The sequence below is a fragment of the Sphingopyxis sp. genome (genome assembly GCF_035686825.1).
Lineage (GTDB): Bacteria > Pseudomonadota > Alphaproteobacteria > Sphingomonadales > Sphingomonadaceae > Sphingopyxis.
The window spans coordinates 470,675-494,995 of sequence record NZ_DASRYZ010000003.1 but is presented as its reverse complement, the minus strand read 5'-3'; the positions used below and the strand labels follow the sequence as shown (position 1 = coordinate 494,995).

The following is a 24,321-nucleotide window of genomic DNA, read 5'->3' as shown; positions in this document are numbered from 1 at the left end:
ATTTTCATGCAGACCGAACAGGCGACCGTCAACGGCATCAGCATCACCTATGAGGACAAGGGACCGCGGGATGCGCCCGTCATCCTGCTGGTCATGGGCCTCGGCGGGCAATTGACGCTGTGGCCCGACGAGTTCGTCGATGCCCTGAACGCGCGCGGGTTTCGCACCATCCGTTACGACAATCGCGACGTCGGCCTGTCGACACGCTTCGAGGCGGCGGGTGTGCCGAACCTCAAATGGATGTTCGTGAAGGCCGCCATCGGCCTGCCGGTGCGGCCCGCCTATACGCTCGCCGACATGGCCGCCGACGGCATCGGCCTGCTCGACCATCTCGGCATCGACCGCGCGCATGTCGTCGGGGTGTCGATGGGGGGCATGATTTCGCAGCATATCGCCGCGCGCTATCCGCAGCGCGTGCTGTCGCTGACATCGGTGATGTCAACGACGGGCAACCGCCGCCTGCCGCGCGCGCAGAGAGAGGCGATGCGCGTGCTCGCGAACCGGCCGATGAGCGGCGACAAGGAGGCACTGATCGCTTATTCGGTCAATGCCGCGCGGGTGATCGGCAGTCCCGGATATCCCTCCGCCGAGGACCGGCTGCAGCGCCGGGTGCGCGCCGACTTCGAGCGCGGCTGGTATCCGCAGGGCGTCGCGCGCCAGATGGCGGCGATCGTCGCAGACGGCGACCGGCGTCCGATGCTGAAGGACATCAAGGCGCCGACGCTCGTCATCCATGGCGAGGACGACCCGCTCGTGCCGTTGCCGGGCGGGCGCGATACCGCCGACAATATCGCGGGCGCGCGGCTCAAGACGATCCCCGGCATGGGCCACGACCTGCCGCTCGCGCTCGTCGACACGCTGGCCGACGCGATTGCGGAGCACATCGAAGCAACGGCGACCGTCGCGGCGTAACCTCTCCCCTCCTGCAAGCGGGAGGGGAATTACTTCAGCAGCAGCGCCAGCGTCGCGAAGAAGCCCTTCGCTTCGGCCGTTCCCGGCCGCGGGACGGCGGGGAGGTAGGCGCGGCAGTCGAGGCACGACGCCTGCACCGAACCCGTTTGCGTCAGCATCGTCAGATCCTGCATCAGCCGCCGCTCGGTGAGCTGGCGGTTCATCGCCGCGATGCCGAACCAGCCGCGCGGCAGGGCCGCGGTTTCCTCTTCGGCGCCCGACCAGCTGGCGAGCAGCTTCGAAAATTCGCTCGGCTCGTCCTCGAAATATTTGGCGTGGAAATCGCCGTCGATCTTGGCGAGCTTCGCGGCGGCGGCGAGCGCGTCGGGCAGGCCGCCGAACTGGTCGACGAGCCCGATCTGGCGCGCGGTGCCGCCCGCCCAGACGCGTCCTTCAGCGATGGGCAATATCTTGTCGATCGGCTGCTTGCGGCTCTTGGCGACGAGGCCGGTGAAGCGCGCGTAAATGTCCTCGACGCTTGCCTGCGCGAGCGCGTTGAACTCGTCGTTCACCCCGCCGAAGACGTCGGGCTGGCCCGACAGCGGCGTCGTCGCGATGCCGTCGGCGGTGACGCCGATCTTGGCGAGCGCCTGATCGAAGCTCGGCAAGATGCCGAACACGCCGATCGAACCGGTGATCGTCTCGGGCTCGGCGAAGATGCGGTCGGCCGGGGTCGAGACCCAATAGCCGCCCGACGCGGCGACATTCGCCATCGAGACGACGATCGGCAGCTTCTTCGCCTTGGCCGCGAGCAGCGCCTGGCGGATTTCTTCCGACGCGAGCACCGACCCGCCGGGCGAATCGACACGCAGCACGATCGCCTTGATGCTGCTGTCGGCGGCGGCGTCGAGGATGTGCTGCGCGACGGTCTCGCCGCCCGCGACGCCGCTCGGCGCCTCGCCGTCGACGATCTCGCCGACGACGGGGACGACCGCGATCGCGCTGCCCTTCGTGGCGGGCGGATTGGCCGCGACCCAGTTTTCGAGCGGGATCGCATTATATTCCCACGGCTTGCTGTCGTCGGCGGCGCCGCTGATCTCGGCGACGCGGCGGTTGAACGCCATGCGGCTGCCGAGTTTGTCGATCAATCCCGCGTCGAGCGACGCTTTCGACAGATCGTTGCCCGCCGCCTTCACCGCGCCCGCGGTGTCGGCGATGAAGGCATCGAGCTTGGCGGCGGGGCGCGCCTTTTTGACGTCGGTCAGCCAGTTTTCCCAGAGCACTCCGGCATAGGCGAGGTTGGCTTCCTTCGCTTCGGGCGACTGGTCGCTGCGCAGGAAAGGCTCGACCGCGCTTTTGAAGGTGCCGACGCGATAGATATGCGCGGTGACGCCGAGCCGGTCGATCAGCCCCTTGTAATAGAGGCGCGAGCCGCCCGGGCCAGCGATCGCGACGCCGCCGATGCCGTCGGCCCAGATCTCGCTCGCGTGCGACGCGATCTGATAGCTGTCGGTGGTGTAGGCGGTGGCAAAGGCGAGCACGGGCTTTTTCTTCGCGCGCACCTTGTCGATCGCGGCGCCGATTTCGGCGAGCGACACCTGTCCGCCGCCGAGGAAGCGGTCGAGGTCGAGCACGACCGAGGTTACGCGCTGGTCGTCGGCCGCGACTTCGAGCGCATGGACGACGTCGCGGACGCGGACTTCCTTGAGCTGCGCGCCGCCCGACAGCGCCGCGACGGGGTCGACTTCGGCGGGCTGTTCGCTGACGATCCCGTCGAGCTCGATGACGAGCGCGCCCTTGCTGACCGGAAGGCCGGCATTGGGCCGCCCGGCAAGCAGGCCGAACAGCGCAACGAAGAAGAGCAGCAGGAAGATCAGCGCGAGCGCGTCCTTGATGCCGACGAGCAGGTGCCAGACCTTGCGCGGGAAGCTGGTCGTGGATTTGCGCTTGTCGTCGCCGGGCAGCGGGCGGCGGACGGGGATGGCCCAAGGGCCGGCGGGGTCGTTGGGCGTGGGCGCGGTGCTATCGGTCATGCCCGCAAACCTAGGGACGCGCCTCGCCCTTGGCAATGCACGCTTCGACGGGCGAACGGTGCAGCCATACCGGCGACGTCAAAGCCAGCCCTCGCGGCGATACCAGCGCACCGTTTCGGCGAGCGCGTCGTCGGTGTCCAGCTCGGGGCGCCACAGTTCGGCGGGCGGGCATTTTCCCTCGGTCGCGACCCAGTCGGGATGCGCGATATAGCGCGCGCGGTCGGGGGTCAGCTTGGCGCGGCCGCGGCGCACGAGCGTGTCGAGCCGCCCGCCGGCCTTGAGCAGCAGCGCTGGGGTCGCGAGCGTCGACAGGCGCTGGCGTCCGACGGCGCGCGCGACGGCGCGGGCAAAGCCGCGGTGCGACCAGCCCGCCGGCTTGCCGTCGTCGGGCTCGTAAATCTGGCCGATGCTGACGCTGCGGTCGGCGGCGAGCGTGACGAGCAGTCGTGCGAGTTCGTGCACGTAAATCGCCGACATGCGCCCGCTCGGCACCAGCGCGATGCCGCGCCGCGCCATGCGGAACAGGTCGAGCATCTCGGTATCGCCGGGGCCGAAGACCGCGGGCGGGCGCACGATCGTCCAGTCGAGCCCGCTTTCGATGACGGCCGCTTCGGCGCGTTCCTTCGACCAGCCATAGTTGGAGAGGCCGGGTTCGCGCGCCGCGAGCGAGGAGACATGGACGAAGCGCGTCACGCCCGCGTGGCGTGCGGCATCGATGACGTTCGCGGTCGCGGTGGCGTTCCCCGCCTCGAAAGCGGCGCGGGTGGGCACGTTGACGACGCCCGCGATGTGCATGACGGCGTCGGCGCCTTTCGCCATTTCCGCCAGGCTGTCCTTGTCGTCGAGCGCGCCGGCGACCCACGTCACGCCGTCGCGTTCGGGTTGCGGCCGGCGGATGAGCGCGCGGACGTGCCAGCCCGCCGCGACCGCCCGCCGCATCGTAGCGCCGCCGACGAAGCCGGTCGCGCCGGTCATCGCGAGAATGGGCGAGGTCAGAGGAGCACCATATGGTCGCGGTGGACCATCGCGCTTCTGGGGGCATAGCCGAGCGCGGCTTCCTGCGCGTCGCGGCCGAGGCCGACGATGTTCGCGGCGTCGGCGCCCGGATATTCGGAGAGGCCGCGCGCGATGACGCGCCCGTCGGGCCCCGCGATGTCGAGAATGTCGCCGCGCGCGAAGCTGCCGCTGACCGCGGTGACACCCGCCGCGAGCAGGCTCGCGCCGCCCTGCAGCGCCTTGGCGGCGCCCGCGTCGATCTCGACCCGGCCCTTCGCGGTCAGCCCGCCGGCGAGCCACGCCTTGCGCGCGCTCGCGCCGCGCTCGGCGGCGAACAGCGTGTGCCGGGCCTCGGTCGACAGCGGGCGGTCGATCCGCCCCGACGCGATCGCGAGATGCGCGCCCGCGGCATTGGCGATGCGCGCCGCCGCGATCTTCGACACCATGCCGCCCGATCCCATGCCCGATGCCGAGCCCGTGTCGGCCATCGCCTCGATCGCCGTATCGATACGCTCGACGCGCGCGATATGGACGGCGCCTTCCCGAGCCGGATTGCGGTCGTACAGCCCGTCGATATCGGATAGCAGGATCACGCCGCCCGCCGCCGCGGCCTGCGCGACGCGCGCGGCGAGGCGGTCGTTGTCGCCGAAGCGGATTTCCTCGGTTGCGACGCTGTCATTCTCGTTGATGATCGGGACGACGCCGAGGCTGAGCAGCCGGTCGAGCGTCGCCGCGGCGTTGAGATAGCGGCGGCGATGCTCGAGATCGTCGAGCGTCACGAGCATCTGCGCCGCGGTCAGCCCCTCGGCGCCGAGCACCTCGGCCCAGACCTGGCTCAGTGCGATCTGCCCCGTCGCGGCGGCCGCCTGCGCATCCTCGAGCGTTCCGCGCCCGCCTTTTGAAAGCCCCAGCCGCCGCGCCCCGAGCGCGATCGCGCCCGACGACACCACCGCGACCTGCTGGCCCGCCCGCGTCCGCTCGCCGATGTCGGCCGCGACCCCCGCGAGCCAGTCGCGCCGGACCGCGCCCGACGGATCGACGAGCAGCGCCGATCCGATCTTGACGATCAACCGGGGACAGGCGGCGGGCGGAAACAGGCTCATGCCGCCGCCGATAGCGCGTGCCGAAGCTCGCGCCAATCTCTACGTTAGCTACGCTAGAACGTATAGCTGAGCGCGATGCCGCCCGATGGCTGGCTCCGCGAGCCGAGTTGGCGCGTGACGGGCGAGTCGGCGGCATCGCCGACGAGCCGGTCGTAGCGGCCGTAGATGGCGATGCCCCAATTCTTGCCGAGCATGCGGTGATAGCCCGCGGTGACGCCGACCGACTGGACGCCGCCGCCCGGATCATAGGCGGGGAGGCCCGACGTGGCGGCTGCGGCGGGGGTCACGCCGAAATAGGCGCGATGGTATTTGGCGTCACCGAGCGTGACGCGCGGGCCGATCGAAAAGAGCCAGTCGTCGCCCTGCCGCGCGATATAGTCGGCGCTGATTTCGCCGACCCAGCCCTTGTGGCCGCTGAGGCCCCTGCGCCCTTCGGCGCGGACGCGGAGCGAAGGCGTCAGATAGGCCTGCGCGAAACCGCCCGCTTCGACCGTGAAGCCGACCTTGGGCAGGTCGGCGCCGATGTCGGACGCTTTGCGCTTGCCGATAAAGCCGAGCGCGGGACCGAAGGCGAAATCGCCGGTGTGGACGAGCGGCTGGCCGAAGCTTTCGTCGGGCGCCTCATATTCGAACTCGCTGTCGCGGGTGCGCGTGACGTCGATATAGGGGCCAACGCTGAACTTGTCGGCGCCTGGCCATGACGGCGACAGTTGCGGGCCGAGGATGATGCGCGTCCGCTTTTCGGCATTTTCGTCGCCTTCCTGCGCATTCGCCGGGGCGGCCGCCGCGGCGAGCGCAATGAGGAGCAGGGCGGAAAGCGGGTTGCGTTCGGTCATGCGAAATCCTTGTTGTTCCGCATGAAATTCCCTGCGGCGGCATTTCGTTCCCGGAGACAGGGCGCTAAATCGGCGACCAATCAGCCGATTCTTCGCTTTCGTCTTCGCCGGGCTCGGGATGGCCGATCGCCTCGAGCAGCTTGTCGAGCACCGCAGGCACGCCCGAGCCGCTGGCACCCGAGAGCGCCATCACCGGGTGGCCGCTTTCGGCTTCGAGCTCGGCCGAGAGTGCGGCGATCAGCTCGTCGTCGAGCGTGTCGGTCTTGTTGAGCGCGACGATCACCGGCTTGTCGATCAGATCGGCGCCATAGGCTTCGAGTTCGTCGCGGACGATGCGGTAGCTCGTCGCGACATCCTCGTCATTGGCGTCGACGAGGTGGAGGAGGACGCGGCAGCGTTCGATATGGCCGAGGAAGCGGTCGCCCACGCCGGCACCTTCGGCGGCGCCCGCGATCAGCCCTGGAATGTCGGCGATGACGAATTCATGCCCCTTGTGGCTGACGACGCCGAGCTGCGGGCGGAGCGTGGTGAAGGCATAGGCGCCGACCTTGGCCTGCGCATTGGTCACCGCGTTGATGAAGGTCGACTTGCCCGCGTTGGGGAGGCCGACGAGGCCCGCGTCGGCGAGCAGTTTGAGGCGGAGCCATACCCATGCCTCTTCGCCCGGCCAGCCCGGACCGTGCTGGCGCGGCGCGCGGTTGGTCGAGGTCTTGTAGCTGGCATTGCCGCGCCCGCCATCGCCGCCGCGCAGGAAGACGAGTTGTTCGCCCTCTTTGGTCAGGTCGGCGAGCAGGCTGCGCTCCTCGTCGTCGTCGAGGATCTGGGTGCCGATCGGCACCTGGATGACGAGGTCGGGGCCGCCCGCGCCGGTGCGGTCGCGGCCCGCGCCGGGGGTGCCGCGTTTCGCTTTGAAATGCTGGGTGTAGCGAAAGTCGATCAGCGTGTTGAGGCCGGCGACCGCTTCAAAGATGATATCGCCGCCCTTGCCGCCGTTGCCGCCGTCGGGGCCGCCATATTCGATATATTTCTCGCGCCGGAACGACACGGCGCCGGGGCCGCCGTCGCCGGACTTGATGAAAATCTTGGCTTGGTCGAGGAAATGCATGGCGGGGCCTTCAGGGCGTAAACTTGATTACACATCAACTCCCGTTCGTGTCGAGCGAAGTCGAGACACCTCGCAATATGGCGCCAGCCGAGAGGTATCTCGACTTCGCTCGATGCGAGCGGGAGTGGGAAGGCGGCGCCTTAGCGTGTGCGCAATAAAATTGCCAGCGGCTTAGGCGCCCGGCTTTCCGCCATGTTCGGCCCAGAATTTGGCGATGCGTCCGGTGATCAGTTCGGTCGCGAGCACGCGCGAGGTGTCGCGCGGCAGGCCGAGCGCTTCGGCCATCGGGCCGCCGAGCTGCGCGTCGCCCAAGGCCATCAGCACCAGCGCGAGCGTATCTTCGTGCATCAGGCGCTTTTCATGCGCGTCGGGGGCCATGCCGTCGATCAGGCGGTGGATCGCATCGACGATCGGGTCGAGTGCGTCGTCGTTGCCCGTCGCCGCCATCCAGGTCGCGAGCGCGCCGGCGCCGCCTTCGTTGAAGGCGTCGAAGGCGAGGTCGACGATTTCGCGGACATTGCGTTCACCCGGCGGCGATTCGGCCATTTTCCGGCCGATCGTGTCGCATACGGTTTCGGCCTGATAGGCGGCGAGCGCCTTTTGCAGCCCCGCGGCGCTGCCGAAATGGTGGAGCAGATTGGCGTGCGTCCGGTCGATCCGCGCTGCTACGGCCTTCAACGTCACCGCCGCCGGCCCCATTTCGACCAATATCTGGCGCGCGGCCTCGAGCGCCGCCGACCGGCTTTCCTCGGGACTCAAACGCTTCTTCACTATTGACATATATGTAAGTAAACCCTATTTGCTGGCCCCGACAACCCTTTTCGACGGTATGAGCCATATGTCCAGCCTTTCCCGGTCGCCGACCCCTGCCGATCTTTCGATCACCCCGCGCGATATGCGCTTCGGCCGCGACGACCGGCAGGGCCGCTGGTGGCTGAACGGCGATCCGATCGCCTCGGCCTTTCACACCGCGCTGTCGGTGACCTTTCCGCGCGGCGAGGCGATGTTCATCGAGGCGGTGAAGGCGCACCGCGACGGCGTTCCCGACAAGCTGGCGCGCGAAATCCGGGCCTTTACGCAGCAGGAAGTGATCCACAGCCGCGAGCATGTCGTCTTCAACAAAAAGGCGGCGGAGGCGGGTTACGATCTTTCGGAGCTCGAGGACGACGTCAACCAGGTGCTCGACCTGATCAAGACGCGCCCGCAGATCGTCAACCTGATGGCGACGATCGCGCTCGAACATTATACCGCGATGATGGCGGCGGTGATGCTGCGCGAAGACAGCATGTATGCGGGCGCCGAGCCCGAATGGGCCGCCTTGTGGAAATGGCACGCGATCGAGGAGATCGAGCATAAGGGCGTCGCTTACGACACCTGGCTGCACGCGACGAAGGACTGGAGCCGCTTCCGGCGCTGGCGCGCCAAGTCGCTGATGATGCTGCTGGTCACCGCGCGTTTCTGGCCCAAGCGCGTCAAAGGGATGAAGGCGCTGCTCAAACAGGACGGGCTGACCGGCTGGCGCGTCACGGCGCGCATCTGGTGGTATCTGCTCGGCACCCCGGGCGTGCTGCGCAAGAGCTTCTTTCCCTGGCTTTCCTATTTCATGCCGGGTTTCCACCCGTGGAACCACGACGACCGGTCGCTGATCCAGAAATATGAAAGCGACTATGCCGACGCGATCATGCCGGCGCATTCATCGAAACCCGAGCTGGCTGCGGCGGCAGCCTGACCCGCGAAGGCGGGCACCCGGAGCGGTATTCTCTCTCCCCTCTCCGGGAGCCCGCCTTCGCGGCGATAATGTGCCGATCGCGGCTGGACGCCGCGCCGCTCCTCCCATATCGGTCATGGGGTGGGGAGGGGACCATGCGACCACATCTGACCGCTGCCGAGATCGCGCAGATCGAGCTGCAACTTGCGGGGCTGTCTTCGCTGCTCGAATTCGGCTGCGGCGAAGCCACGCTGGTGGCGGCGCGGCAGGTGCGGCGGATCGTCAGCATCGACAGCGATCCCGCTTGGCTCGGCAAGACGCAGGACGAGATCGCGCGCGAAGCGGTCGAATTCACTCCGGTCCGTATCGACATCGGGCCGGTCGGCGAGGGGGGCTATCCCGCTGGCGAAAGCCGCATCCGCGACTGGCCGCGCTATCACAGCCATATCTGGCGCGGCATGGGCGGAAGCCCCGATGCGGTGTCGATCGCCGGGCGTTTCCGCGTCGCCTGCCTGTTGCAGTCGATCATCCACTGCAAGCCCGACTGCGTTTTCCTGTTCCGCGATTTCAACGACGAGCCGCGTTATCATGCGGTGCTGCGCCATGTGGAGGTGCTGACGCGCGTCGACGGGCTGGGCGTGTTGCGCGCGAAGCGGCAGGTCGACGGCACCGCGGTGCTGCACGACCTGTTCGACCATTATCTCGACCCCGATTGACCGCTTCGCCGCGCTTCGGCACACCCGCGCCCATGGCTTCCGAAACCTTCAGCGCCCCGCCCACCATCGAAACCGACCGCCTGCGCCTGCGCCCCGGGCGCCTTGCCGACAAGGATGTTCACATCACCATGTGGGCCGACGAGCGCGTCACGCGCTTCATCGGCGGCGAACCCCGCGCGCCCGACGTCAGCTGGGGCAAGTTCCTGAGCTCGGCGGGGCTGTGGCCGGTGATGGGTTTCGGTTACTGGGTGTTCGCCGACCGCGCGAGCGACGCGCTGATCGGCATGGGCGGGCTCAGCTATTTCTGCCGCGGCATCCCCGAGCTCGAAGGGCGGCCCGAGGCGGGCTGGGCGTTCGACGCCGACCATTGGGGGGCGGGCTATGCCACCGAGGCGATGACCGCGGCGCTGAACTGGGCCGATGCGAATCTCGATGCGAAGGATGTGCGCTGCATCATCGACCTCGGTAACGACGCGTCGGAGCGTGTGGCGGCGAAGCTGGGGTTCCGGCGTATCGGCGAGAGCGACGCGCTCGGGCATGTCGTCGCGATCTATTCGCGGCCGCGCGGGGGTTAGGCTCTTTTCGTCCTCCTCGCCGCGCGCCCGGCGGAGGAACCTTCCTTCGCGGCCGCGCGTATTCGGCCAGAGTTCGACCGGGAGGAATATCATGCGATCGAAGATGTTTACGCTGGCGGGCGCGGCTGCGCTGGCGCTGGGAGCCTGTACGGTTCAGGAGGACAAGGACAAGGCGGCCGCCCCGGAGGTCGCCGAAAGCGGCGGCGTCGCGCGCGAAGCAATGGAGGCCGAGGAGCCGGAGGGGCCGCCGGTGACGCCGATGCCCGCCGCCACCGTGATCCAGTCGCAGCCCGGCCCCGACGGATCGCAGGTCGACCTTCTCTCGGTCAAGGTCACCGGCGACATATTGACCGTCACCCTGCGCTGTTCGAGCCAGGAGAAGCACAATCGCGAATCGCTACGCGTCGCGCAGATCAGCGTGATCGACGATGCCACGTCGCAGCGCATCGGCGTGCTCAAGGACAATGAAGGCGGCGCGATGGTGTCAAACCTCAACCGCAGCAGCAATTCGGACTATGACACGATGGGCGTCGACTGCACCTCCAAACCCGGCGTGATGTGGGCCAAATTCGCGGCGCCGCCGGCGACCAGCAAGACGGTTTCGATCAATTTTCCCAATATCGCACCGTTCGATGGCATAGCCGTCCAGCGATGAGGCGGGCGATCGTCTCGCTTGGCACGCTGGCGCTGCTTGCCGGCTGTTCGGGCAATGTGCCTGCGGATGCGGCCGGCGACGGCGAAAAACAGGCGGCACCGACGGCGGTCGTCAGCGAAACAAAGGCGGTGCCTTCCGCGCCGGGGCTGCGCGCAAAGGTCAGCCCGCTGTCGGGCAAGCTCAGCGGCCTCAATACCCGTGTCACCGACATGGGCACGGTCATCGACCTGCCGTCCGATGCCCTGTTCGAATATGACAAGGCGGTGCTGACCCCCGCCGCCGAGATCGAACTGGGCAAGGCGGCGGCGTTGATCCGCCAGAGCCCGCCCGGCGCGATCCAGATCATCGGCCATACCGACAGCAAGGGCGACGACAGCTATAACCAGACGCTGTCCGAAGCGCGGGCAAGGACGGTTGCGGACTGGTTCGGCCGGCAGATCGGCGTCCGCCAGCGCGAATTCCGCGTGTCGGGCAAGGGCGAGAGCGTCCCGATCGCGCCGAACGAGAATGCAAGCGGTGCCGACGACCCGGCGGGGCGCGCGAAGAACCGGCGGGTCGAGGTGGTGGTGCCGACCGCGGCCGGCTGACCCCGAGCCCGCTCTCTACGTCAGGCGGGTTCGACGACGAGCACGCCGCCGTCGGCGCTGACGACGCGGACCTTCGCGCCCTCGGCGACGTCAGGACCGCGCACCGGCCATTCGCCGTCGCCGACCTTGGCGCGGCCGCGGCCGTCCTCGATTGCTTTCGTTACCGTCAGCACCTCGCCGACAAGGCGGCCGCCGCGCTGGTTGAGGTGCGGGTCGGCGGTCGTGATCGGGTTCGCCTTCAGCCAGCGGCGTCCGCCATAAAGCGCGACGAACGCCAGCACCGCGAAGATGCCGAGCTGGAGCGGGACGCTGAGCGGCACGATCCAGGCGATGATGCCGGTGACGACCGCGGCGGCGCCGACCCAGATGAGGAAGAAGCCCGGCGCGACGATCTCGGCCGCGGCGAGCAGCACGCCCAGCGAGAGCCACGCCCAATGCGGTTCCATATTGGCGAGCCAGTCGGGCATGTCAGGCTCCCGTCTTGCGTTCGAGCGCATCCTTGGCGAGTTCGCCGATGCCGCCCAGGGTGCCGATCAGCTGCGTCGCCTCGACCGGGAAGAGGATGGTCTTGCTGTTCGGGCTCGTCGCGAACTGGCTCACCGCCTCGACATATTTCTGCGCGATGAAATAGTTGATCGCCTGCGCGTTGCCGCCGGCGATCGCGTCCGACACCATCTGCGTCGCCTTCGCCTCGGCCTCGGCCTCGCGCTCGCGCGCCTCGGCGTCGCGGAAGGCAGCTTCGCGGCGGCCCTCGGCCTCGAGGATCTGGCTCTGCTTCTGCCCCTCGGCGCGGAGGATTTCGGACGCGCGGCTGCCCTCGGCTTCGAGGATGTTCGCGCGCTTTTCGCGCTCGGCCTTCATCTGCCGCGCCATCGCGTTCGAAATGTCGGCGGGCGGGCGGATGTCCTTGATCTCGACGCGGGTGATCTTGACCCCCCACGGCGTCGTCGCATCGTCGACGACGTGCAGCAGCCGCGTGTTGATCTCGTCGCGCTTCGACAATGTTTCGTCGAGGTCCATCGACCCCATCACGGTTCTGAGGTTCGTCGTCGTCAGGTTCATGATCGAGAGATAGAGGTCGCTGACCTCATAGGCCGCCTTGGCCGCGTCGAGCACCTGGAAGAAGACGACGCCGTCGACCGCGACCATCGCATTGTCCTTGGTGATGATCTCCTGACCCGGGATATCGAGCACCTGCTCCATCATGTTCACTTTTCGACCGACGCGATCGAAGATCGGCATGATGAAGTTGAGCCCGGGCTGCGCGGTGTGCGTGTAGCGGCCGAAGCGTTCGATCGTATAGGCAAAGCCCTGCCGCACCGGCGTCAGCGCCCAGATCAGGAACACCAGCGCCAGAACCACCAGTGCGAGTGCGAATTCCATCGATCATCCCCTCTTTGCAAATTGCGTCTCTGCAAACCCGCTTCCTTATTGCGGCAAGGGCGGGGTTGCGCCACAGAAAAGCGCATGACCCCAAGCGACTATTCCGCCGACACTCCGCCGCGCTCGCTGCTCTATGTCCCCGGATCGAACGCGCGCGCGCTCGAAAAGGCGGGCGGGCTCGCCGCCGACATGCTGATCATCGATCTGGAGGATGCGGTGCCCGCCGATCGTAAGGCCGAGGCGCGCGCCGCGATGCGCGCGGCGGTGACGGCGGGCTTTCCGGGGAAGCGCGTCGCGGTACGCGTCAATGCGACGGGCAGCGCCGAGCAGGCGGACGACATCGCCGCGCTCGCCGGACTGGCGCTGGATGCCGTGGTGCTGCCGAAGGTCGATGCGCCGTCCGATCTCGACCCCCTGCGCGATCTCGGCCTGCCCATCCTCGCGATGATCGAAACCCCCGCGGCGATCTATGCCGCGCGCGATATCGCCGCCGATCAGGCGGTGGCGGGTCTGATCGCGGGGCTCAACGATCTGGCGCACGAACTGAAGCTGCCCGACGGCATGGACCGCGGCGCGATGAGCCATGCGATCCAGGCGATCATACTCGCCGCGCGCGCGGGCGGGGTCTGGGCTTTCGACGGCGTCTATAATGCGATCGACGACGCCGCGGGTTTCGCGGCCGAGGCGGCGGAAGGACGCCGGCTCGGCTTCGATGGCAAGACGCTGATCCACCCGTCGCAGGTCGACCCGTGCAACACCGCCTTCGCTCCGTCGGAGCACGAGATCGCGGCGGCCGAAGCGCTCGTCGCCGCGGCGACCGGCGGCGCGCAGCGGCACGAAGGGCGGATGATCGAGGATATGCATGTCGCGGCGGCAAGGGCTTTGCTGGAGCGAGCGGGGCGGGGTTGACGCCGTCGTTCGTCGTTCGACGAACCGCCTTGCCGGGATGCCGCGGGCATGCGATGCGGCGCGTCCATGAGACATAGCTCCTTCCGCGCCGCGATCGCGGCTGTCGCCCTGCTTTCCGTCACCCCCGCCGTTTCGGCCGCGCCCGCCAGGGGCGATGCTCCGGTCACCGAGGCCGAGCTCGCCGCGCATATCAAGGTGCTCGCGGACGATGCGTTCGAGGGCCGCGCCCCGGGCACCGAGGGCGAGGATCGCACGATCGCCTATGTCGTCGGCGAATGGGCGAAGGCCGGGCTCGAACCCGTGCCGGGCAGCGCGACGCCGTGGGTCCAGCCGGTGCCTTTTGTCGAGACGCAGGCGCTCGGCGGCACCGCGACGTTCAAAGCGGGCGGCCGCGATGTCGCGCTGGGCGACGACGGAATCGTCGTGACCGGACGCGATGCGTCGGTCGCGCTGGCGGACCTGCCGGTGGTTTTCGTCGGCTATGGCGTCGACGGCGCGGGCAAGCTCAATGCCGACGTCAAGGGCAAGCTCGCGATCATGCTGTTCGACAATGCGCCCTTCGGCGACAAATTGCCGCGCTATCGCGAGCGGCGGCAGATGCTGGCGGATGCGGGGGCGAGCGCGGTGCTCGTGATCGCGACCGATGCGGTGCCGTGGACGACGCTGCGCGAAAGCGCGGGCAGCAAGGCGGTCCGGCTTGCCAGCGCCAAGTCGGGCGCGCCGGTCAGCGGCTTCCTTTCGCCCGAAGCCGCCGACACGCTGCTCAAGGCGGCGGGGCAGGACGGCGCCGCGCTGCGCGAGGCCGCCAAGTCGCCCGATTACAAGGGCGCCGCGCTGCCACTGACGGCGGACTTTACTGCGCAATCGGCCGTCCGTCCCTTTGCCAGCCACAATATCATCGCCAAGCTGCCGGGCGCGAAGCCCGATGGCAAGACGGTGCTGTTCCTCGGCCACTGGGATCATCTCGGCATCTGCGAACCCGAAGGCGCTGCCGATCGCATCTGCAACGGCGCGGTCGACAATGCGAGCGGGATCGCGGTGCTGATCGAGGTCGCCAAGCGGCTGGGCAAGGGCGCGCGGCCCGATCGCGACATTTATTTCATGGCGACGACCGCGGAGGAAAAGGGGTTGCTCGGCGCGCATTATTTCGCCGATCATCCGGTGGTGCCGCTGTCCGACATCACCGTCGCGCTCAACGTCGACACGATCGCGATTTCGCCGCGCGGCACGCCGGTGGCGACGATCGGGCGCGGCAAGCCCGCCTATGACGCGGTGGTGCGCGAGGTAGCGACCAAGCTCGGCCGCAAGCTCGACGAGGATGGCGAGGCCGATGCCTTCATCCAGCGGCAGGACGGCTGGGCGCTCGGCGCCAAGGGGGTGACGTCGCTGATGGTCGGCGGCAGCTTTTCGGACATGAAGCTGCTCGAAGCGTTTCTTGGCAGCGATTATCATCAGGCGGCCGACAATTTCTCGGACAAGATTCCGCTCGGCGGCGCGGCGGAGGATGCCGATTTGCATGTGGCGTTGGGGCGGGCGTTTGCCGATGCCAAGCGGTGGCCGGGTGACGCCAAATAGATAATGCGTGTGTCCCCGCGAAGGCGGGGACCCATCACCGGCTGTTCCGGAATTAGGCGGCGGGAGATGGGCCCCCGCCTTCGCGGGGGCGCACCCAAAAAAATGCTCGGCTTTACGCCGCCTGCTTCGCCCGGTCCGCCATTTCCTGATTGAGCATCTCGGCCAGCAGGAACGCCAACTCCAGCGACTGCCCGGCGTTCAAACGCGGGTCGCAATGCGTGTGATAGCGGTCGGCCAGATCCATCTGCGTCACGTCCATCGCGCCGCCGGTGCATTCGGTGACATTCTGGCCGGTCATCTCGATATGGATGCCGCCGCCATGCGTGCCCTCGGCACGGTGGACGGCGAAGAAGCCGCGCACTTCGGCGAGGATGCGATCGAACGGGCGTGTCTTGTAGCCGTTCGGCGTCTTGATGACATTGCCGTGCATCGGGTCGCACGACCAGACGACGGGATGCCCCGATTCCTTCACCGCGCGCACGAGCTTGGGCAGATGCGCCTCGATCTTGTCGTGGCCGTAGCGCGTGATCAGCGTCATGCGGCCCGCGACATGGTTCGGATTGAGCGTGTCGAGCAGGCGCAGCAGCGCATCGGGCTCGAGGCTCGGGCCGCACTTCATGCCGACCGGATTGCCGATCCCCCGCAGATATTCGATATGCGCCGAGCCCTCGAAGCGGGTGCGGTCGCCGACCCACAGGAAGTGGCCCGACGTGTCGTACCAGCCGCCGGTCAGGCTGTCCTGCCGCGTGAGCGCCTGCTCATAGGGGAGCAGCAGCGCCTCATGGCTGGTGTAGAAGCTGGTGCCCTTGATTTGCGGGACGGTTTCGGGGGTCACGCCGCACGCTTCCATGAAGGCGAGCGCCTCGGAAATGCGCGCCGCGGTTTCCTGATATTTCTTCGCCCACGGGCTGCGGTCCATGAAGTCGTGCGTCCAGGCGTTGACCTGATGCAGATTGGCATAGCCGCCGTTCGCGAAGGCGCGCAGCAGGTTCAGAGTCGCCGCCGACTGGTTGTACGCTTTGACCATGCGCTGCGGGTCGGGCTCTCGGCCCGCTTCCTCGAACGCGATGTCGTTGATGATGTCGCCGCGATAGCTCGGCAGCGAGACGCCATCCACGTCTTCCAGATCGGCCGAGCGCGGCTTGGCGAACTGGCCCGCCATGCGGCCGAGCTTCACCACGGGCATCTTCGAGGCGAAGGTCAGCACGACCGCCATCTGGAGCAGGACGCGGAAGGTGTCGCGGATGTTGTTCGGATGAAATTCGGCAAAGCTTTCGGCGCAGTCGCCGCCCTGAAGCAGAAAGGCCTTCCCCTCGGCAACGCGGCCGAGTTCGCTCGTCAGCTCGCGCGCTTCGCCTGCGAAGACGAGCGGCGGATAATTTGCGAGCTCGCGTTCGGCGGCCGCGAGCGCATCGGCGTCGCGATAGGTAGGAAGCTGGCGGGCCTCGTGCGAACGCCAGCTATGCGGTTGCCAATTTTTCGTCATCTGCTTGTCTTTTCGCTTTCGAATCCTGCGCCCCATGGCGCGGATGCCCGCCCGAAGCAATGTTTCCGGAACGGGCAAACCGGAAAATTAGCATTATCGTGACATTTGCGCACCTATGCTTTTCTTCAGGGCCAGGAACTGATAGTTTATTGCGGACCTTGATGCGGCGATGGGCGCGCGCAGCCAAGGTTTTTGGCTATCGGTAACGTCAACCACCCAGTGACCGAGGCCCCAATGGGCGGGGCGGGTCGGATGCGAGCGATTGGCTGTGGCGAATTTCGATTCCGCGTGGTTTCTCTATGGGGCGCTGCTGCTCCTTTTGGCGACGAGCTTCGTCGTCCGCATCGACTATGCGCGCATCGGCCTTGCCGCCGCCGCCCTCCTCGCGCTGCCGCTGACGCTCTTTCGCGGGACGGACCTCGGCTACAGCCTGCTGGTGCTCGCGATATTGGCGGTCAATATCGGCATATTGTCGCGCCTGTGGTTGCGCGGAACGAATGTCAGCTTTTCGGCCGAGGAAGAGGCGCTGCGCCGCGAGCATTTCAACGGGCTGGGCGCGGCGGCGGCGCGCGACCTGATCGACCAGGGACACTGGATTTCGGCGAAACGCGGCGAGGTGCTCATCCGCGAGAATCAGGCTGCGCCGAGCCTCTTTTATTTGGCCGAAGGGCAGGCGGCGGTCCTGCGCGACGGTATCGAAGTCGGGAAATTGTCCGACGGTGCGTTGATCGGCGAAGCGACCGCGCTCGATGGGACCCATGCGACGGGCACCGTCGTGCTCGGCAGCAACGCGCGGCTATGGTTCGTGCCCGCAGCGGCGCTGCGCGCCTATCTCGCCGCCAATCCCGCAATCGCGGGCGCGCTGCACGAGGGCTTCGCGCGCGCGCTGCGCGGCAAGCTGGCCAGCGCGAACACACGCATCGCGGACCCGCCGCCGATTTCTTGAGCGCGGCTGCTTCGCGGCCTCGAATCTGCAACCGCCGCCTGCTAGTCCTCATCGCATGACGATGATTCTCTATGGCATTTCGAACTGTGACACGGTGAAGAAGGCGCGGCGCTGGCTCGACGAGCAGGGCGTCGCCTATCGCTTTCACGATGTTCGCAAGGACGGGCTCGACGCGGCGCGGCTGCAGGGCTGGATCGACGCGGTGGGCTGGGAAAAGCTGCTCAACAAGGCGGGAACGACCTTTCGCAAGCTGCCCGACGAGCAGAAGCAGGGGATCGATGTGGCTTCGGCCAAGGCACTGATGCTCGAGCAGCCGGCGATGATCCGCCGCCCGGTCGTCGAAAATGGCGGCGAAATCAGCGTCGGCTTTTCGGCCGCGGACTGGCAGGCGCGTTTTGCCGCATGATCCGATCGGCTGTGGTCGTGGCGGCGCTGATGCTGTCCACAGGCTGCACGACTGACGTCGTGACGGCGCAGCCGACCCTCGACGGACAGCCGCCGATCGTGATCGCGCATCGCGGCGCATCGGGCGAACGGCCCGAGCACACGCTGGCGAGCTACCGGCTCGCGATCGAGCAGGGCGCCGACTTTATCGAGCCCGATCTGGTGCTGACCAAGGACGGCATCCTCGTCGCGCGGCACGAGAACGAGATTTCGGAAACCACCGACGTCGCCGACCATCCCGAGTTCGCGGGCCGCAAGATCGAGAAGACGATCGACGGACAAAAGGTCGAGGGCTGGTTTACCGAGGATTTCACGCTCGCCGAACTGAAGACGTTGCGCGCGCGCGAACGCCTGCCGCGGCTGCGCAGCACCGACTATGACGGACAGTTCGAGATTCCGACCTTCGAGGAGATTTTGACGCTGCTCGCCGAGGTGAACAAGGAACGCGAGAAGCCCGTCGGCGTCTATCCCGAAACCAAGCATCCGGGCTATTTCGTCTCGATCGGCCTGCCGCACGAAGCGCCTTTGCTCGCGATGCTGGGCCGCTTCGGCTATCGCGGCCGCACCGCGCCGGTGTTCATCCAGAGCTTCGAGGTCGGCAATCTGATCGACCTGCGCGCGAAGAGCGATCTGCCGCTGATCCAGTTGATGGACGCGGGTGGCGGGCCCGCCGACCGGCCGGGCACCAGCTATGCCGCCATGGCGTCGCCCGCGGGGCTCAAGATGATCGCCGGCTATGCCGACGGTATCGGCCCGAACAAGGCGATGGTGATTCCGCGCGCAACGCTCGGCCGGCTCGGCAAGCCGACCGCGCTGGTGCGCGACGCCCACGCCGCGAGGCTCAAAGTGCATCCCTGGACGTTTCGCCGCGAAAATTACTTCCTGCCACTCGGCGACAAGGGCAGTATCAATCCCGCGGGCCATGGCGACCTGGCGGGTGAGATCGACGCCTATCTCGCCGCCGGCGTCGACGGCCTGTTCAGCGACAACCCGCGCGAGGCGGTGATCGCGGCGAGGAAAGGAAGCGGGCGATGACCGAAAGACCTTTGGGTGCGAGCGGGCTTTCGGTCCGGCCCTTCGTCCTCGGCGGCAATGTGTTCGGCATGACGGCGGGGCGCGAGGCGAGCTTCGCGGTGCTCGACCGCTTCGTCGAGCATGGCGGCGGGATGATCGATACCGCCGACGTCTATTCGGCGTGGGTTCCGGGGCACAAGGGCGGCGAATCCGAAAGCATGATGGGCGCGTGGCTGAAAGAAAGCGGTGCGCGCAACCGGGTGTCGATCGCGACCAAGGTCGGTATGATGCCCGGCGGATTGAAGCCCGAGCGCATTCGCGAGGCGGTGCAGGGCTCGCTCGACCGGCTCGGCACCGACGTCATCGATCTTTATTTCGCGCACAAGGACGATCCCGACGTGCCGCTCGACGAAGTGCTCGGCGCCTTTGCCGAGCTGATCGATGCGGGGGTCGTGCGCGCGATCGGCGCGTCCAACTATTCGGCCGGGCGTTTGGCAGAGGCGCTGCGCGTGGCGGACGACAAGGGCCTGCCGCGCTTCACCGCGATGCAGCCCGAACTCAACCTGCTCGACCGCGATCAGTATGAAGGCGCGCTGCAGAAGCTGTGCATCGCCGAGGGACTCGGCGTCGTCACCTATTTCAGCCTCGCCTCGGGCTATCTATCGGGGAAATATCGCGAACCCGACGATCTCGGGAAGAGCCCGCGCGGGGCACGGGTCAAACCCTATCTCGAAGGAGGGGGCCCGGCGGTGCTCGCGGTGATGGATGGCATCGCCGCCGAAACCGGCGCGACCTTATCGCAGATCGCGCTCGCCTGGGTCGCCGCGCAGCCCGGCGTCACCGCGCCGATCGCCAGCGCGACAACGGCCGCGCAACTCGACGAATTAATGGGCAGCCTCGATCTTCACCTGAACGACCAGCAACTCGCGGCGCTGAGCCAAGCCTGAAGCCCGGACCGGTGCCACCGGGGGGAGGCGCCGGTCCGGGCCCGCGCGGCCGCGCTGTCTCAACCCTCTTCGTCGCTCCACTGGAAGACCGCCTCGAGCGGCTTGTCGAAGACGCGCGCGATGCGGAAGGCGACCTCGAGCGACGGCGAATATTTGCCCTGCTCGATCGCCGCGATCGTCTGCCGCGTGACGCCGACGCGGTCGCCGAGATCGCCCTGCGTCATCTCGCCGGCCAGAAAGCGAAGCGTGCGGATATCGTTGGTGAAAGGCGGTCTAGCCATGCCAGCCCCTCCGGTAGCTCATCAGCACGACGGCGCTGTTCACCAGCTCGGCGGCGACGATCGCGAACAGGCCGGCATTCGCGAGCGGCACCCCGCTCTCGATGAAGGGCATGTAGACCCCGACGATCATCATCCCCACCAGCAGGACATAATAAGCCATTGTCGCGCCGCGCCGACGGATCGCGCGGTCGCGCTCGTCGGCGCGAGCACGCTCCGACTTCGGTGCCTGCGCCGACAGGATGACGGTGCCGACGATGACGGTGACCGCATGCGCCACGGCGATCGATCCGAACAGCCACAGCATCGGAAATATTTCGCGCCCGGCGGGATGTCCGGAGAGGAGGAGCCCGAAATAGAGGCTGTAGGCGGCAACCATCGCGATGACGTTCAGCCAGGCGGTCTTTTCGCGGAAATTCATTTGATGGTCTCCGGCATCTGCGATGAGATGGGCCATGGCTCAATAGCCCCGGCGATAGAGATAGAGCTGGGCGCCGATCCGCACGACTTCGGCCACGACGAGCGTCGCGATCATCACATTGAGCTGCGCCGCCTGCCCGATGCCCGAGAATATCAGGAGGATATTGATCCAGATCCCGACGACGAGCGGATAATAGCCCAAATGGGTGCCGCGCATATGGAAGCTGCGGTCGCGTTCATCCTCGCTAGCGTCGACCTCGCGCGGGCTGCGGATCGCCAGAAAGGCGGTCGCCGCGGTCATCGCCACGATGATCGCGATAGTCACGGGCACCAGCATGCCGGCGGACGCCATCACCCCCGCCGGGCTTCCGACGATCTGCCATGGGTAAACGAGGAAATACCAGCCGAAGGCCAGAATCATCGTCACCAGCGTCGCCCAGTGAATCTTTTCCCGAAAGGACATTCGTCGCGCTCCATGTCATGTGATTCGAACTCTATGTCAGATATTTTTAACATAGAGTCAATTCTAGATAACATGAAGAGGCTTTGCCGCTTTCGCGCCCGACCTTTAGCCGCTAAGTCCCCGCGCCATGTCCACGCTCCCCAAAACGCTCACCCTCGACACATCGACCAGCCGCGCCAATCCGACGCCGCAGCCGATGAAGCGCCTGACCGTGCCGCGCATCCGCCAGCGCAAGGGCGGCGAACCGCTCGTGATGCTGACCGCCTATACGGTGCGCATGGCGCAGCTGCTCGACCCGCATTGCGACATGCTGCTCGTCGGCGATTCGCTCGCGCAGGTGATCTATGGTCTGCCGCACACGGTCGGCGTGACGATGGACATGATGGCGCTGCACGGCGCCGCCGTCGTGCGCGGCAGCTATCATGCCGCGGTGATCGTCGACATGCCGTTCGGCAGCTATGAGGGCAGCCCCGAGCAGGCGTTCGACAATGCCGCGCGGCTGCTCAAGGAAACCGGCGCAGCGGCGGTGAAGGTCGAAGGCGGCAAGGTGCTCGCCCCGACGATCGAATTCCTGACCCAGCGCGGCATCCCGGTGATGGGCCATGTCGGGTTGACGCCGCAGGCGGTCAACATCCTCGGCGGCTATGGCGTGCGCGGCAAGAGCGTGGAGGAAGCGCGCTCGATCGTCGAAGACGCGGTCGCCGTCGCGCAGGCCGGCGCCTTTTCGATCGTCATCGAAGGCGTGCTCGAATCGATCGCGATCGAGATCACCAACAAGGTCGATTGCCCGACGATCGGCATCGGCGCTTCGGCGCAGTGCGACGGCCAGGTGCTCGTCACCGACGACATGCTCGGCATGTTCGAACGCGTCCCGAAATTCGTGAAGCGTTTCGGGAATATGGCCGGCGTCGTCGAAAGCGCGGTCAAGGACTATGCCGACGAAGTCAGGTCCCGTTCATTCCCGACCGAGGATCAGACCTACGCGGGTTGATAGCGCCGGCTGGCGGCGCGGCGACGACCCAAAGTGAAACGCTTGGCCTTTCCCCGTGCCATCGCTAAGGAAGCGGGCCGGCCCAGCGCCGCATTGAGTTTATGGAGGTTTGATTGGCCCTGAGCCCGACGAATGACGCCGCGCTGTTGCAGGAAGTCGACGAAGCCGTCCGCAAGGACCGGCTCGACACGATCATGCAGCGTTACGGCCGGTGGATCATCGGCGGCGTGCTGGCCGCCCTGCTGGCGTTCGGCGGCTATCTCTTCTGGGACCATCGGCAGGACGCCGCGCGCGGCGAACAGGCCGAGGAACTGATCGCGGCGTTCGAAAAGCTCGCCACCAATCAGCCGCGCGCCGCGACCGCCGAACTTGAGAAGATCGCGGCCGAGGGCGGCCCCGCCTATCGCGCGGTCGCGCAGATGCAGGAAGCGAACATCAAGGCGCAGGCCGGCGACCTCAAGGCCGCCGCCGCCCTGATGGCCAAGGTCGCCGCCGACACCAAGCTCGACCAGGCGCTGCGCGACCTCGCGCTGATCCGTCAGACCGCCTTCGAATATGACACGCTGAAGCCCGAGGTGGTGATCGCGCGCATGAAGCCGATGGTCGATGCCAAGGATCCGGCGTCGAGCTGGTTCGCGAGCGCCGCCGAACTGTCGGCGACGGCGCATTATCAGCTCGGTCAGTTCGACCAGGCCGGCGCGCTCTATGGCCGCATCGCCAAATTGCCCGATGTCACGCGGTCGCTGCAATCGCGCTCGGTGCAGATGGCGGGCATGCTCGGCGTCGACGCGGTTACCGACAAGGCAGCGGAAAGCGCCGCCGCCGAAGAGAAAGGCAATGCCGCCCCCAAGGCAGCGGCAGCCGCCAAGACTGAGAAAGCCAATTAATATGCGGCCAGATATTATGCGCAGCGCGCGGTACGGACTTTATGCGACGCTGCTGGCGCTGCCGCTTGCGGCGTGCGGGGTGTTCAAGGGCGACGGTCCGCCGAAGACCCCGACGGTCGGCGAACGCGTGTCGATCCTTTCGAACGACAACAGCATCAAGGTCGACCCGGCCACCGCCGCGATGGCGGTCGTGCTGCCCGAGCCCGCGGTGAACGCCGCCTGGGCACAGTCGGGCGGCAACGCATCGAAATCGATGGGTCATCCGGCGCTCGGCGCGACGCGGGCGAAGCTGTGGGAAGCGAGCATCGCGGGCAGCACCAACAAGCAGCGCCTCGCCTCGTCGCCGGTGATCGCCGACAACCGGCTGTTCGTCGTCGATACCGACGCGGTGGTGACGGCCTTCGCTGCCGACACCGGCGCGAAGCTGTGGAGCGCGGCGATCGGCAGCACCGGCAAGGATTTCAAGGATTCGCTGTTCGGCGGCGGCGCCGCGGTCGACGGCAATGTCGTTTATGCGACGAGCGGCGTCGGCGACGTCGCGGCGCTCAACGCCGCCGACGGCTCGGTGATCTGGAAGGTGAAGCCGACCGGCCCGCTGCGCGGCGCACCGACGATCGCGTTCGGCGGCGTCTATGTGATCAGCCAGGACAACCAGATTTACGCGCTCAATGCCGCCAATGGCGCGGTGCAGTGGCAGGCGACGGCATCGACCGAGGCCGGCAGCGTGTTCGGCGCGGCGTCGCCCGCGGCGGGGCAGGGGACGATCGTCGCCGGCTTCTCGTCGGGCGAGGTGCAAGCCTATCGTTACGAGAATGGCCGCGACCTGTGGGAAGACGCGCTCGCGCGCACCTCGATGGCGCTGTCGGTGTCGACGCTCACCGACGTCGATGCCGATCCGGTCATCGACCGCGGCCATGTCTTCGCGCTCGGCCAGGGCGGCCGCATGGCGAGCTATGAACTCGTTACCGGCCAGCGCAGCTGGGAAATCTCGATCGCGGGCATTTCGACCCCCTATGTGGTCGGCGAGTGGGTCTATGCGATGACCGACGACGGCAAGCTGCTCTGCGTCGCGCGCTCGTCGGGCAAGGTCCGCTGGCTGCAGCAACTTGCGCGTTTCCGCATCGAAACCGAAAAGAAGAAGAAGGATCCGATCCGCTGGACGGGGCCGATCTTGGCCGGCGGGCGGCTGATCGCGGTCAACAGCGAAGGGACGCTGGCCGAATATTCGCCCACCGACGGGTCGCTGCTCGGCTCGACCGAATTCGATTCGTCGCTGTCGCAGTCCCCGGTGGTCGCGAACAACATCTTGTACGTCCTCGCGGACGACGGGAAGATCACCGCCTGGCGCTGATACGGCGTCCGGGCCGAGGCGG

General features: G+C 67.2%; 27 protein-coding genes. 15 read left to right on the top strand and 12 right to left on the bottom strand.

Features of this window, described 5'->3' with window-relative positions:
* Nucleotides 1-6 precede the first annotated feature (6 nt).
* Nucleotides 7-912 carry an alpha/beta fold hydrolase gene (locus VFG17_RS06950; RefSeq protein ID WP_325028723.1) on the top strand — a complete coding sequence of 302 codons (906 nt, stop codon included), beginning with the start codon at nt 7-9 and terminating at the stop codon, nt 910-912.
* Between the two features lie 29 nt (nt 913-941).
* Here the strand turns inward: VFG17_RS06950 and sppA are convergent, their stop codons facing one another.
* The 6 genes from sppA to VFG17_RS06920 all read right to left on the bottom strand — a co-directional run bounded on the left by sppA (nt 942) and on the right by VFG17_RS06920 (nt 7,744).
* On the bottom strand, nt 942-2,924 hold the full coding sequence (sppA, locus tag VFG17_RS06945) for a signal peptide peptidase SppA (RefSeq protein ID WP_325028722.1): 1,983 nt from the start codon (nt 2,922-2,924) through the stop codon (nt 942-944).
* Nucleotides 2,925-3,002: 78 nt separating this feature from the next.
* Nucleotides 3,003-3,899, bottom strand: coding sequence for an NAD-dependent epimerase/dehydratase family protein (locus tag VFG17_RS06940; protein WP_325028721.1), 897 nt, complete (start codon nt 3,897-3,899; stop codon nt 3,003-3,005).
* 17 nt (nt 3,900-3,916) lie between these two features.
* Nucleotides 3,917-5,023, bottom strand: a complete 1,107-nt coding sequence (proB, locus tag VFG17_RS06935) for a glutamate 5-kinase (protein ID WP_325028720.1) — start codon at nt 5,021-5,023, stop codon at nt 3,917-3,919.
* Nucleotides 5,024-5,076: 53 nt separating this feature from the next.
* Entirely contained in the window at nt 5,077-5,859 is a 783-nt protein-coding gene (locus VFG17_RS06930) for a MipA/OmpV family protein (RefSeq protein ID WP_325028719.1), read from the bottom strand.
* A gap of 64 nt (nt 5,860-5,923) precedes the next feature.
* The gene (gene obgE, locus VFG17_RS06925; protein WP_325028718.1) at nt 5,924-6,964 is read right to left on the bottom strand and encodes a GTPase ObgE; all 1,041 of its coding nucleotides are present in this window, start codon (nt 6,962-6,964) and stop codon (nt 5,924-5,926) included.
* Nucleotides 6,965-7,135: 171 nt separating this feature from the next.
* Nucleotides 7,136-7,744, bottom strand: a complete 609-nt coding sequence (locus VFG17_RS06920) for a TetR/AcrR family transcriptional regulator (RefSeq protein ID WP_325028717.1) — start codon at nt 7,742-7,744, stop codon at nt 7,136-7,138.
* A 58-nt stretch (nt 7,745-7,802) separates the two neighbouring features.
* Between VFG17_RS06920 and VFG17_RS06915 the strand changes: the two genes are divergently transcribed.
* The 5 genes from VFG17_RS06915 (at nt 7,803) to VFG17_RS06895 (ending at nt 11,205) form a co-directional block, all read left to right on the top strand.
* Nucleotides 7,803-8,693: a metal-dependent hydrolase gene (locus VFG17_RS06915; RefSeq protein WP_325028716.1), complete on the top strand. Its 891-nt coding sequence runs from the start codon at nt 7,803-7,805 to the stop codon at nt 8,691-8,693.
* A 134-nt stretch (nt 8,694-8,827) separates the two neighbouring features.
* A complete protein-coding gene (locus VFG17_RS06910) occupies nt 8,828-9,388 on the top strand; it encodes a hypothetical protein (RefSeq protein ID WP_325028715.1) in 561 nt (186 codons plus the stop codon).
* Between the two features lie 32 nt (nt 9,389-9,420).
* Entirely contained in the window at nt 9,421-9,963 is a 543-nt protein-coding gene (locus tag VFG17_RS06905) for a GNAT family N-acetyltransferase (RefSeq protein ID WP_325028714.1), read from the top strand.
* A gap of 91 nt (nt 9,964-10,054) precedes the next feature.
* Nucleotides 10,055-10,618, top strand: a complete 564-nt coding sequence (locus tag VFG17_RS06900) for a hypothetical protein (protein ID WP_325028713.1) — start codon at nt 10,055-10,057, stop codon at nt 10,616-10,618.
* Nucleotides 10,615-11,205, top strand: a complete 591-nt coding sequence (locus VFG17_RS06895) for an OmpA family protein (RefSeq protein WP_325028712.1) — start codon at nt 10,615-10,617, stop codon at nt 11,203-11,205. Before VFG17_RS06900 ends, VFG17_RS06895 begins: the two co-directional genes overlap by 4 nt.
* Nucleotides 11,206-11,225: 20 nt before the next feature.
* On the opposite strand, the gene VFG17_RS06890 is transcribed toward VFG17_RS06895, so the two are convergent.
* Both VFG17_RS06890 and VFG17_RS06885 read right to left on the bottom strand, forming a co-directional pair.
* Nucleotides 11,226-11,672 (bottom strand): NfeD family protein, encoded by a 447-nt coding sequence (locus VFG17_RS06890; RefSeq protein ID WP_325028711.1) that lies wholly within the window; start codon nt 11,670-11,672, stop codon nt 11,226-11,228.
* A gap of 1 nt (nt 11,673) precedes the next feature.
* A complete protein-coding gene (locus tag VFG17_RS06885) occupies nt 11,674-12,588 on the bottom strand; it encodes an SPFH domain-containing protein (protein ID WP_325028710.1) in 915 nt (304 codons plus the stop codon).
* Nucleotides 12,589-12,672: 84 nt separating this feature from the next.
* Here VFG17_RS06885 and VFG17_RS06880 point away from each other — a divergent pair, with 84 nt between their 5' ends.
* Both VFG17_RS06880 and VFG17_RS06875 read left to right on the top strand, forming a co-directional pair.
* The gene (locus tag VFG17_RS06880) at nt 12,673-13,497 is read left to right on the top strand and encodes a CoA ester lyase (protein ID WP_325028709.1); all 825 of its coding nucleotides are present in this window, start codon (nt 12,673-12,675) and stop codon (nt 13,495-13,497) included.
* Nucleotides 13,498-13,563: 66 nt separating this feature from the next.
* A complete protein-coding gene (locus tag VFG17_RS06875; RefSeq protein WP_325028708.1) occupies nt 13,564-15,072 on the top strand; it encodes a M28 family peptidase in 1,509 nt (502 codons plus the stop codon).
* 112 nt (nt 15,073-15,184) lie between these two features.
* Here VFG17_RS06875 and VFG17_RS06870 read toward each other — a convergent pair whose 3' ends face one another.
* The gene (locus tag VFG17_RS06870) at nt 15,185-16,558 is read right to left on the bottom strand and encodes a class II 3-deoxy-7-phosphoheptulonate synthase (RefSeq protein WP_325028707.1); all 1,374 of its coding nucleotides are present in this window, start codon (nt 16,556-16,558) and stop codon (nt 15,185-15,187) included.
* A gap of 268 nt (nt 16,559-16,826) precedes the next feature.
* Between VFG17_RS06870 and VFG17_RS06865 the strand changes: the two genes are divergently transcribed.
* The 4 genes from VFG17_RS06865 to VFG17_RS06850 are packed head-to-tail and all read left to right on the top strand — an operon-like array spanning nt 16,827 to nt 19,909.
* The gene (locus VFG17_RS06865; protein WP_325028706.1) at nt 16,827-17,504 is read left to right on the top strand and encodes a cyclic nucleotide-binding domain-containing protein; all 678 of its coding nucleotides are present in this window, start codon (nt 16,827-16,829) and stop codon (nt 17,502-17,504) included.
* Between the two features lie 55 nt (nt 17,505-17,559).
* On the top strand, nt 17,560-17,910 hold the full coding sequence (locus VFG17_RS06860; protein ID WP_325028705.1) for an ArsC family reductase: 351 nt from the start codon (nt 17,560-17,562) through the stop codon (nt 17,908-17,910).
* Nucleotides 17,907-18,983: a glycerophosphodiester phosphodiesterase gene (locus VFG17_RS06855; RefSeq protein ID WP_325028704.1), complete on the top strand. Its 1,077-nt coding sequence runs from the start codon at nt 17,907-17,909 to the stop codon at nt 18,981-18,983. Before VFG17_RS06860 ends, VFG17_RS06855 begins: the two co-directional genes overlap by 4 nt.
* Nucleotides 18,980-19,909, top strand: a complete 930-nt coding sequence (locus VFG17_RS06850) for an aldo/keto reductase (RefSeq protein ID WP_325028703.1) — start codon at nt 18,980-18,982, stop codon at nt 19,907-19,909. Before VFG17_RS06855 ends, VFG17_RS06850 begins: the two co-directional genes overlap by 4 nt.
* A 59-nt stretch (nt 19,910-19,968) precedes the next feature.
* On the opposite strand, the gene VFG17_RS06845 is transcribed toward VFG17_RS06850, so the two are convergent.
* The 3 genes from VFG17_RS06845 to VFG17_RS06835 are packed head-to-tail and all read right to left on the bottom strand — an operon-like array spanning nt 19,969 to nt 21,070.
* Nucleotides 19,969-20,190, bottom strand: coding sequence for a helix-turn-helix transcriptional regulator (locus VFG17_RS06845; protein WP_325028702.1), 222 nt, complete (start codon nt 20,188-20,190; stop codon nt 19,969-19,971).
* Nucleotides 20,183-20,608 (bottom strand): hypothetical protein, encoded by a 426-nt coding sequence (locus VFG17_RS06840; RefSeq protein WP_325028701.1) that lies wholly within the window; start codon nt 20,606-20,608, stop codon nt 20,183-20,185. The genes VFG17_RS06845 and VFG17_RS06840 overlap by 8 nt, the downstream gene beginning before the upstream one ends.
* Before the next feature lie 39 nt (nt 20,609-20,647).
* Nucleotides 20,648-21,070 carry a hypothetical protein gene (locus VFG17_RS06835; protein WP_325028700.1) on the bottom strand — a complete coding sequence of 141 codons (423 nt, stop codon included), beginning with the start codon at nt 21,068-21,070 and terminating at the stop codon, nt 20,648-20,650.
* A gap of 127 nt (nt 21,071-21,197) precedes the next feature.
* On the opposite strand from VFG17_RS06835, the gene panB reads away from it, so the two are divergent.
* From panB to VFG17_RS06820, 3 genes are all read left to right on the top strand, one after another.
* Complete coding sequence (gene panB / locus VFG17_RS06830; protein ID WP_325028699.1) at nt 21,198-22,061, top strand: 3-methyl-2-oxobutanoate hydroxymethyltransferase; 864 nt, start codon at nt 21,198-21,200, stop codon at nt 22,059-22,061.
* Nucleotides 22,062-22,174: 113 nt separating this feature from the next.
* Nucleotides 22,175-22,948 (top strand): tetratricopeptide repeat protein, encoded by a 774-nt coding sequence (locus tag VFG17_RS06825; RefSeq protein ID WP_325028698.1) that lies wholly within the window; start codon nt 22,175-22,177, stop codon nt 22,946-22,948.
* Nucleotide 22,949: 1 nt separating this feature from the next.
* Nucleotides 22,950-24,299, top strand: coding sequence for a PQQ-binding-like beta-propeller repeat protein (locus VFG17_RS06820; RefSeq protein ID WP_325028697.1), 1,350 nt, complete (start codon nt 22,950-22,952; stop codon nt 24,297-24,299).
* Nucleotides 24,300-24,321: the final 22 nt, after the last annotated feature.

Excerpts from the sequence above, each read along its gene's own strand:
- VFG17_RS06860 (WP_325028705.1), top strand. The coding sequence starts at position 17,560 with ATGACGATGATTCTCTATGGCATTTCGAACTGTGACACGGTGAAGAAG.
- VFG17_RS06885 (WP_325028710.1), bottom strand. The coding sequence starts at position 12,588 with ATGGAATTCGCACTCGCACTGGTGGTTCTGGCGCTGGTGTTCCTGATC.
- VFG17_RS06910 (WP_325028715.1), top strand. The coding sequence starts at position 8,828 with ATGCGACCACATCTGACCGCTGCCGAGATCGCGCAGATCGAGCTGCAA.
- panB (WP_325028699.1), top strand. The coding sequence starts at position 21,198 with ATGTCCACGCTCCCCAAAACGCTCACCCTCGACACATCGACCAGCCGC.
- VFG17_RS06895 (WP_325028712.1), top strand. The coding sequence starts at position 10,615 with ATGAGGCGGGCGATCGTCTCGCTTGGCACGCTGGCGCTGCTTGCCGGC.
- proB (WP_325028720.1), bottom strand. The coding sequence starts at position 5,023 with ATGAGCCTGTTTCCGCCCGCCGCCTGTCCCCGGTTGATCGTCAAGATC.
- VFG17_RS06915 (WP_325028716.1), top strand. The coding sequence starts at position 7,803 with ATGTCCAGCCTTTCCCGGTCGCCGACCCCTGCCGATCTTTCGATCACC.
- VFG17_RS06900 (WP_325028713.1), top strand. The coding sequence starts at position 10,055 with ATGCGATCGAAGATGTTTACGCTGGCGGGCGCGGCTGCGCTGGCGCTG.
- VFG17_RS06920 (WP_325028717.1), bottom strand. The coding sequence starts at position 7,744 with ATGTCAATAGTGAAGAAGCGTTTGAGTCCCGAGGAAAGCCGGTCGGCG.
- VFG17_RS06930 (WP_325028719.1), bottom strand. The coding sequence starts at position 5,859 with ATGACCGAACGCAACCCGCTTTCCGCCCTGCTCCTCATTGCGCTCGCC.
- VFG17_RS06940 (WP_325028721.1), bottom strand. The coding sequence starts at position 3,899 with ATGACCGGCGCGACCGGCTTCGTCGGCGGCGCTACGATGCGGCGGGCG.
- sppA (WP_325028722.1), bottom strand. The coding sequence starts at position 2,924 with ATGACCGATAGCACCGCGCCCACGCCCAACGACCCCGCCGGCCCTTGG.
- VFG17_RS06875 (WP_325028708.1), top strand. The coding sequence starts at position 13,564 with ATGAGACATAGCTCCTTCCGCGCCGCGATCGCGGCTGTCGCCCTGCTT.
- VFG17_RS06855 (WP_325028704.1), top strand. The coding sequence starts at position 17,907 with ATGATCCGATCGGCTGTGGTCGTGGCGGCGCTGATGCTGTCCACAGGC.
- VFG17_RS06845 (WP_325028702.1), bottom strand. The coding sequence starts at position 20,190 with ATGGCTAGACCGCCTTTCACCAACGATATCCGCACGCTTCGCTTTCTG.
- VFG17_RS06835 (WP_325028700.1), bottom strand. The coding sequence starts at position 21,070 with ATGTCCTTTCGGGAAAAGATTCACTGGGCGACGCTGGTGACGATGATT.
- VFG17_RS06950 (WP_325028723.1), top strand. The coding sequence starts at position 7 with ATGCAGACCGAACAGGCGACCGTCAACGGCATCAGCATCACCTATGAG.
- VFG17_RS06840 (WP_325028701.1), bottom strand. The coding sequence starts at position 20,608 with ATGAATTTCCGCGAAAAGACCGCCTGGCTGAACGTCATCGCGATGGTT.
- VFG17_RS06905 (WP_325028714.1), top strand. The coding sequence starts at position 9,421 with ATGGCTTCCGAAACCTTCAGCGCCCCGCCCACCATCGAAACCGACCGC.
- VFG17_RS06820 (WP_325028697.1), top strand. The coding sequence starts at position 22,950 with ATGCGGCCAGATATTATGCGCAGCGCGCGGTACGGACTTTATGCGACG.
- VFG17_RS06850 (WP_325028703.1), top strand. The coding sequence starts at position 18,980 with ATGACCGAAAGACCTTTGGGTGCGAGCGGGCTTTCGGTCCGGCCCTTC.
- VFG17_RS06870 (WP_325028707.1), bottom strand. The coding sequence starts at position 16,558 with ATGACGAAAAATTGGCAACCGCATAGCTGGCGTTCGCACGAGGCCCGC.
- obgE (WP_325028718.1), bottom strand. The coding sequence starts at position 6,964 with ATGCATTTCCTCGACCAAGCCAAGATTTTCATCAAGTCCGGCGACGGC.
- VFG17_RS06890 (WP_325028711.1), bottom strand. The coding sequence starts at position 11,672 with ATGCCCGACTGGCTCGCCAATATGGAACCGCATTGGGCGTGGCTCTCG.
- VFG17_RS06880 (WP_325028709.1), top strand. The coding sequence starts at position 12,673 with ATGACCCCAAGCGACTATTCCGCCGACACTCCGCCGCGCTCGCTGCTC.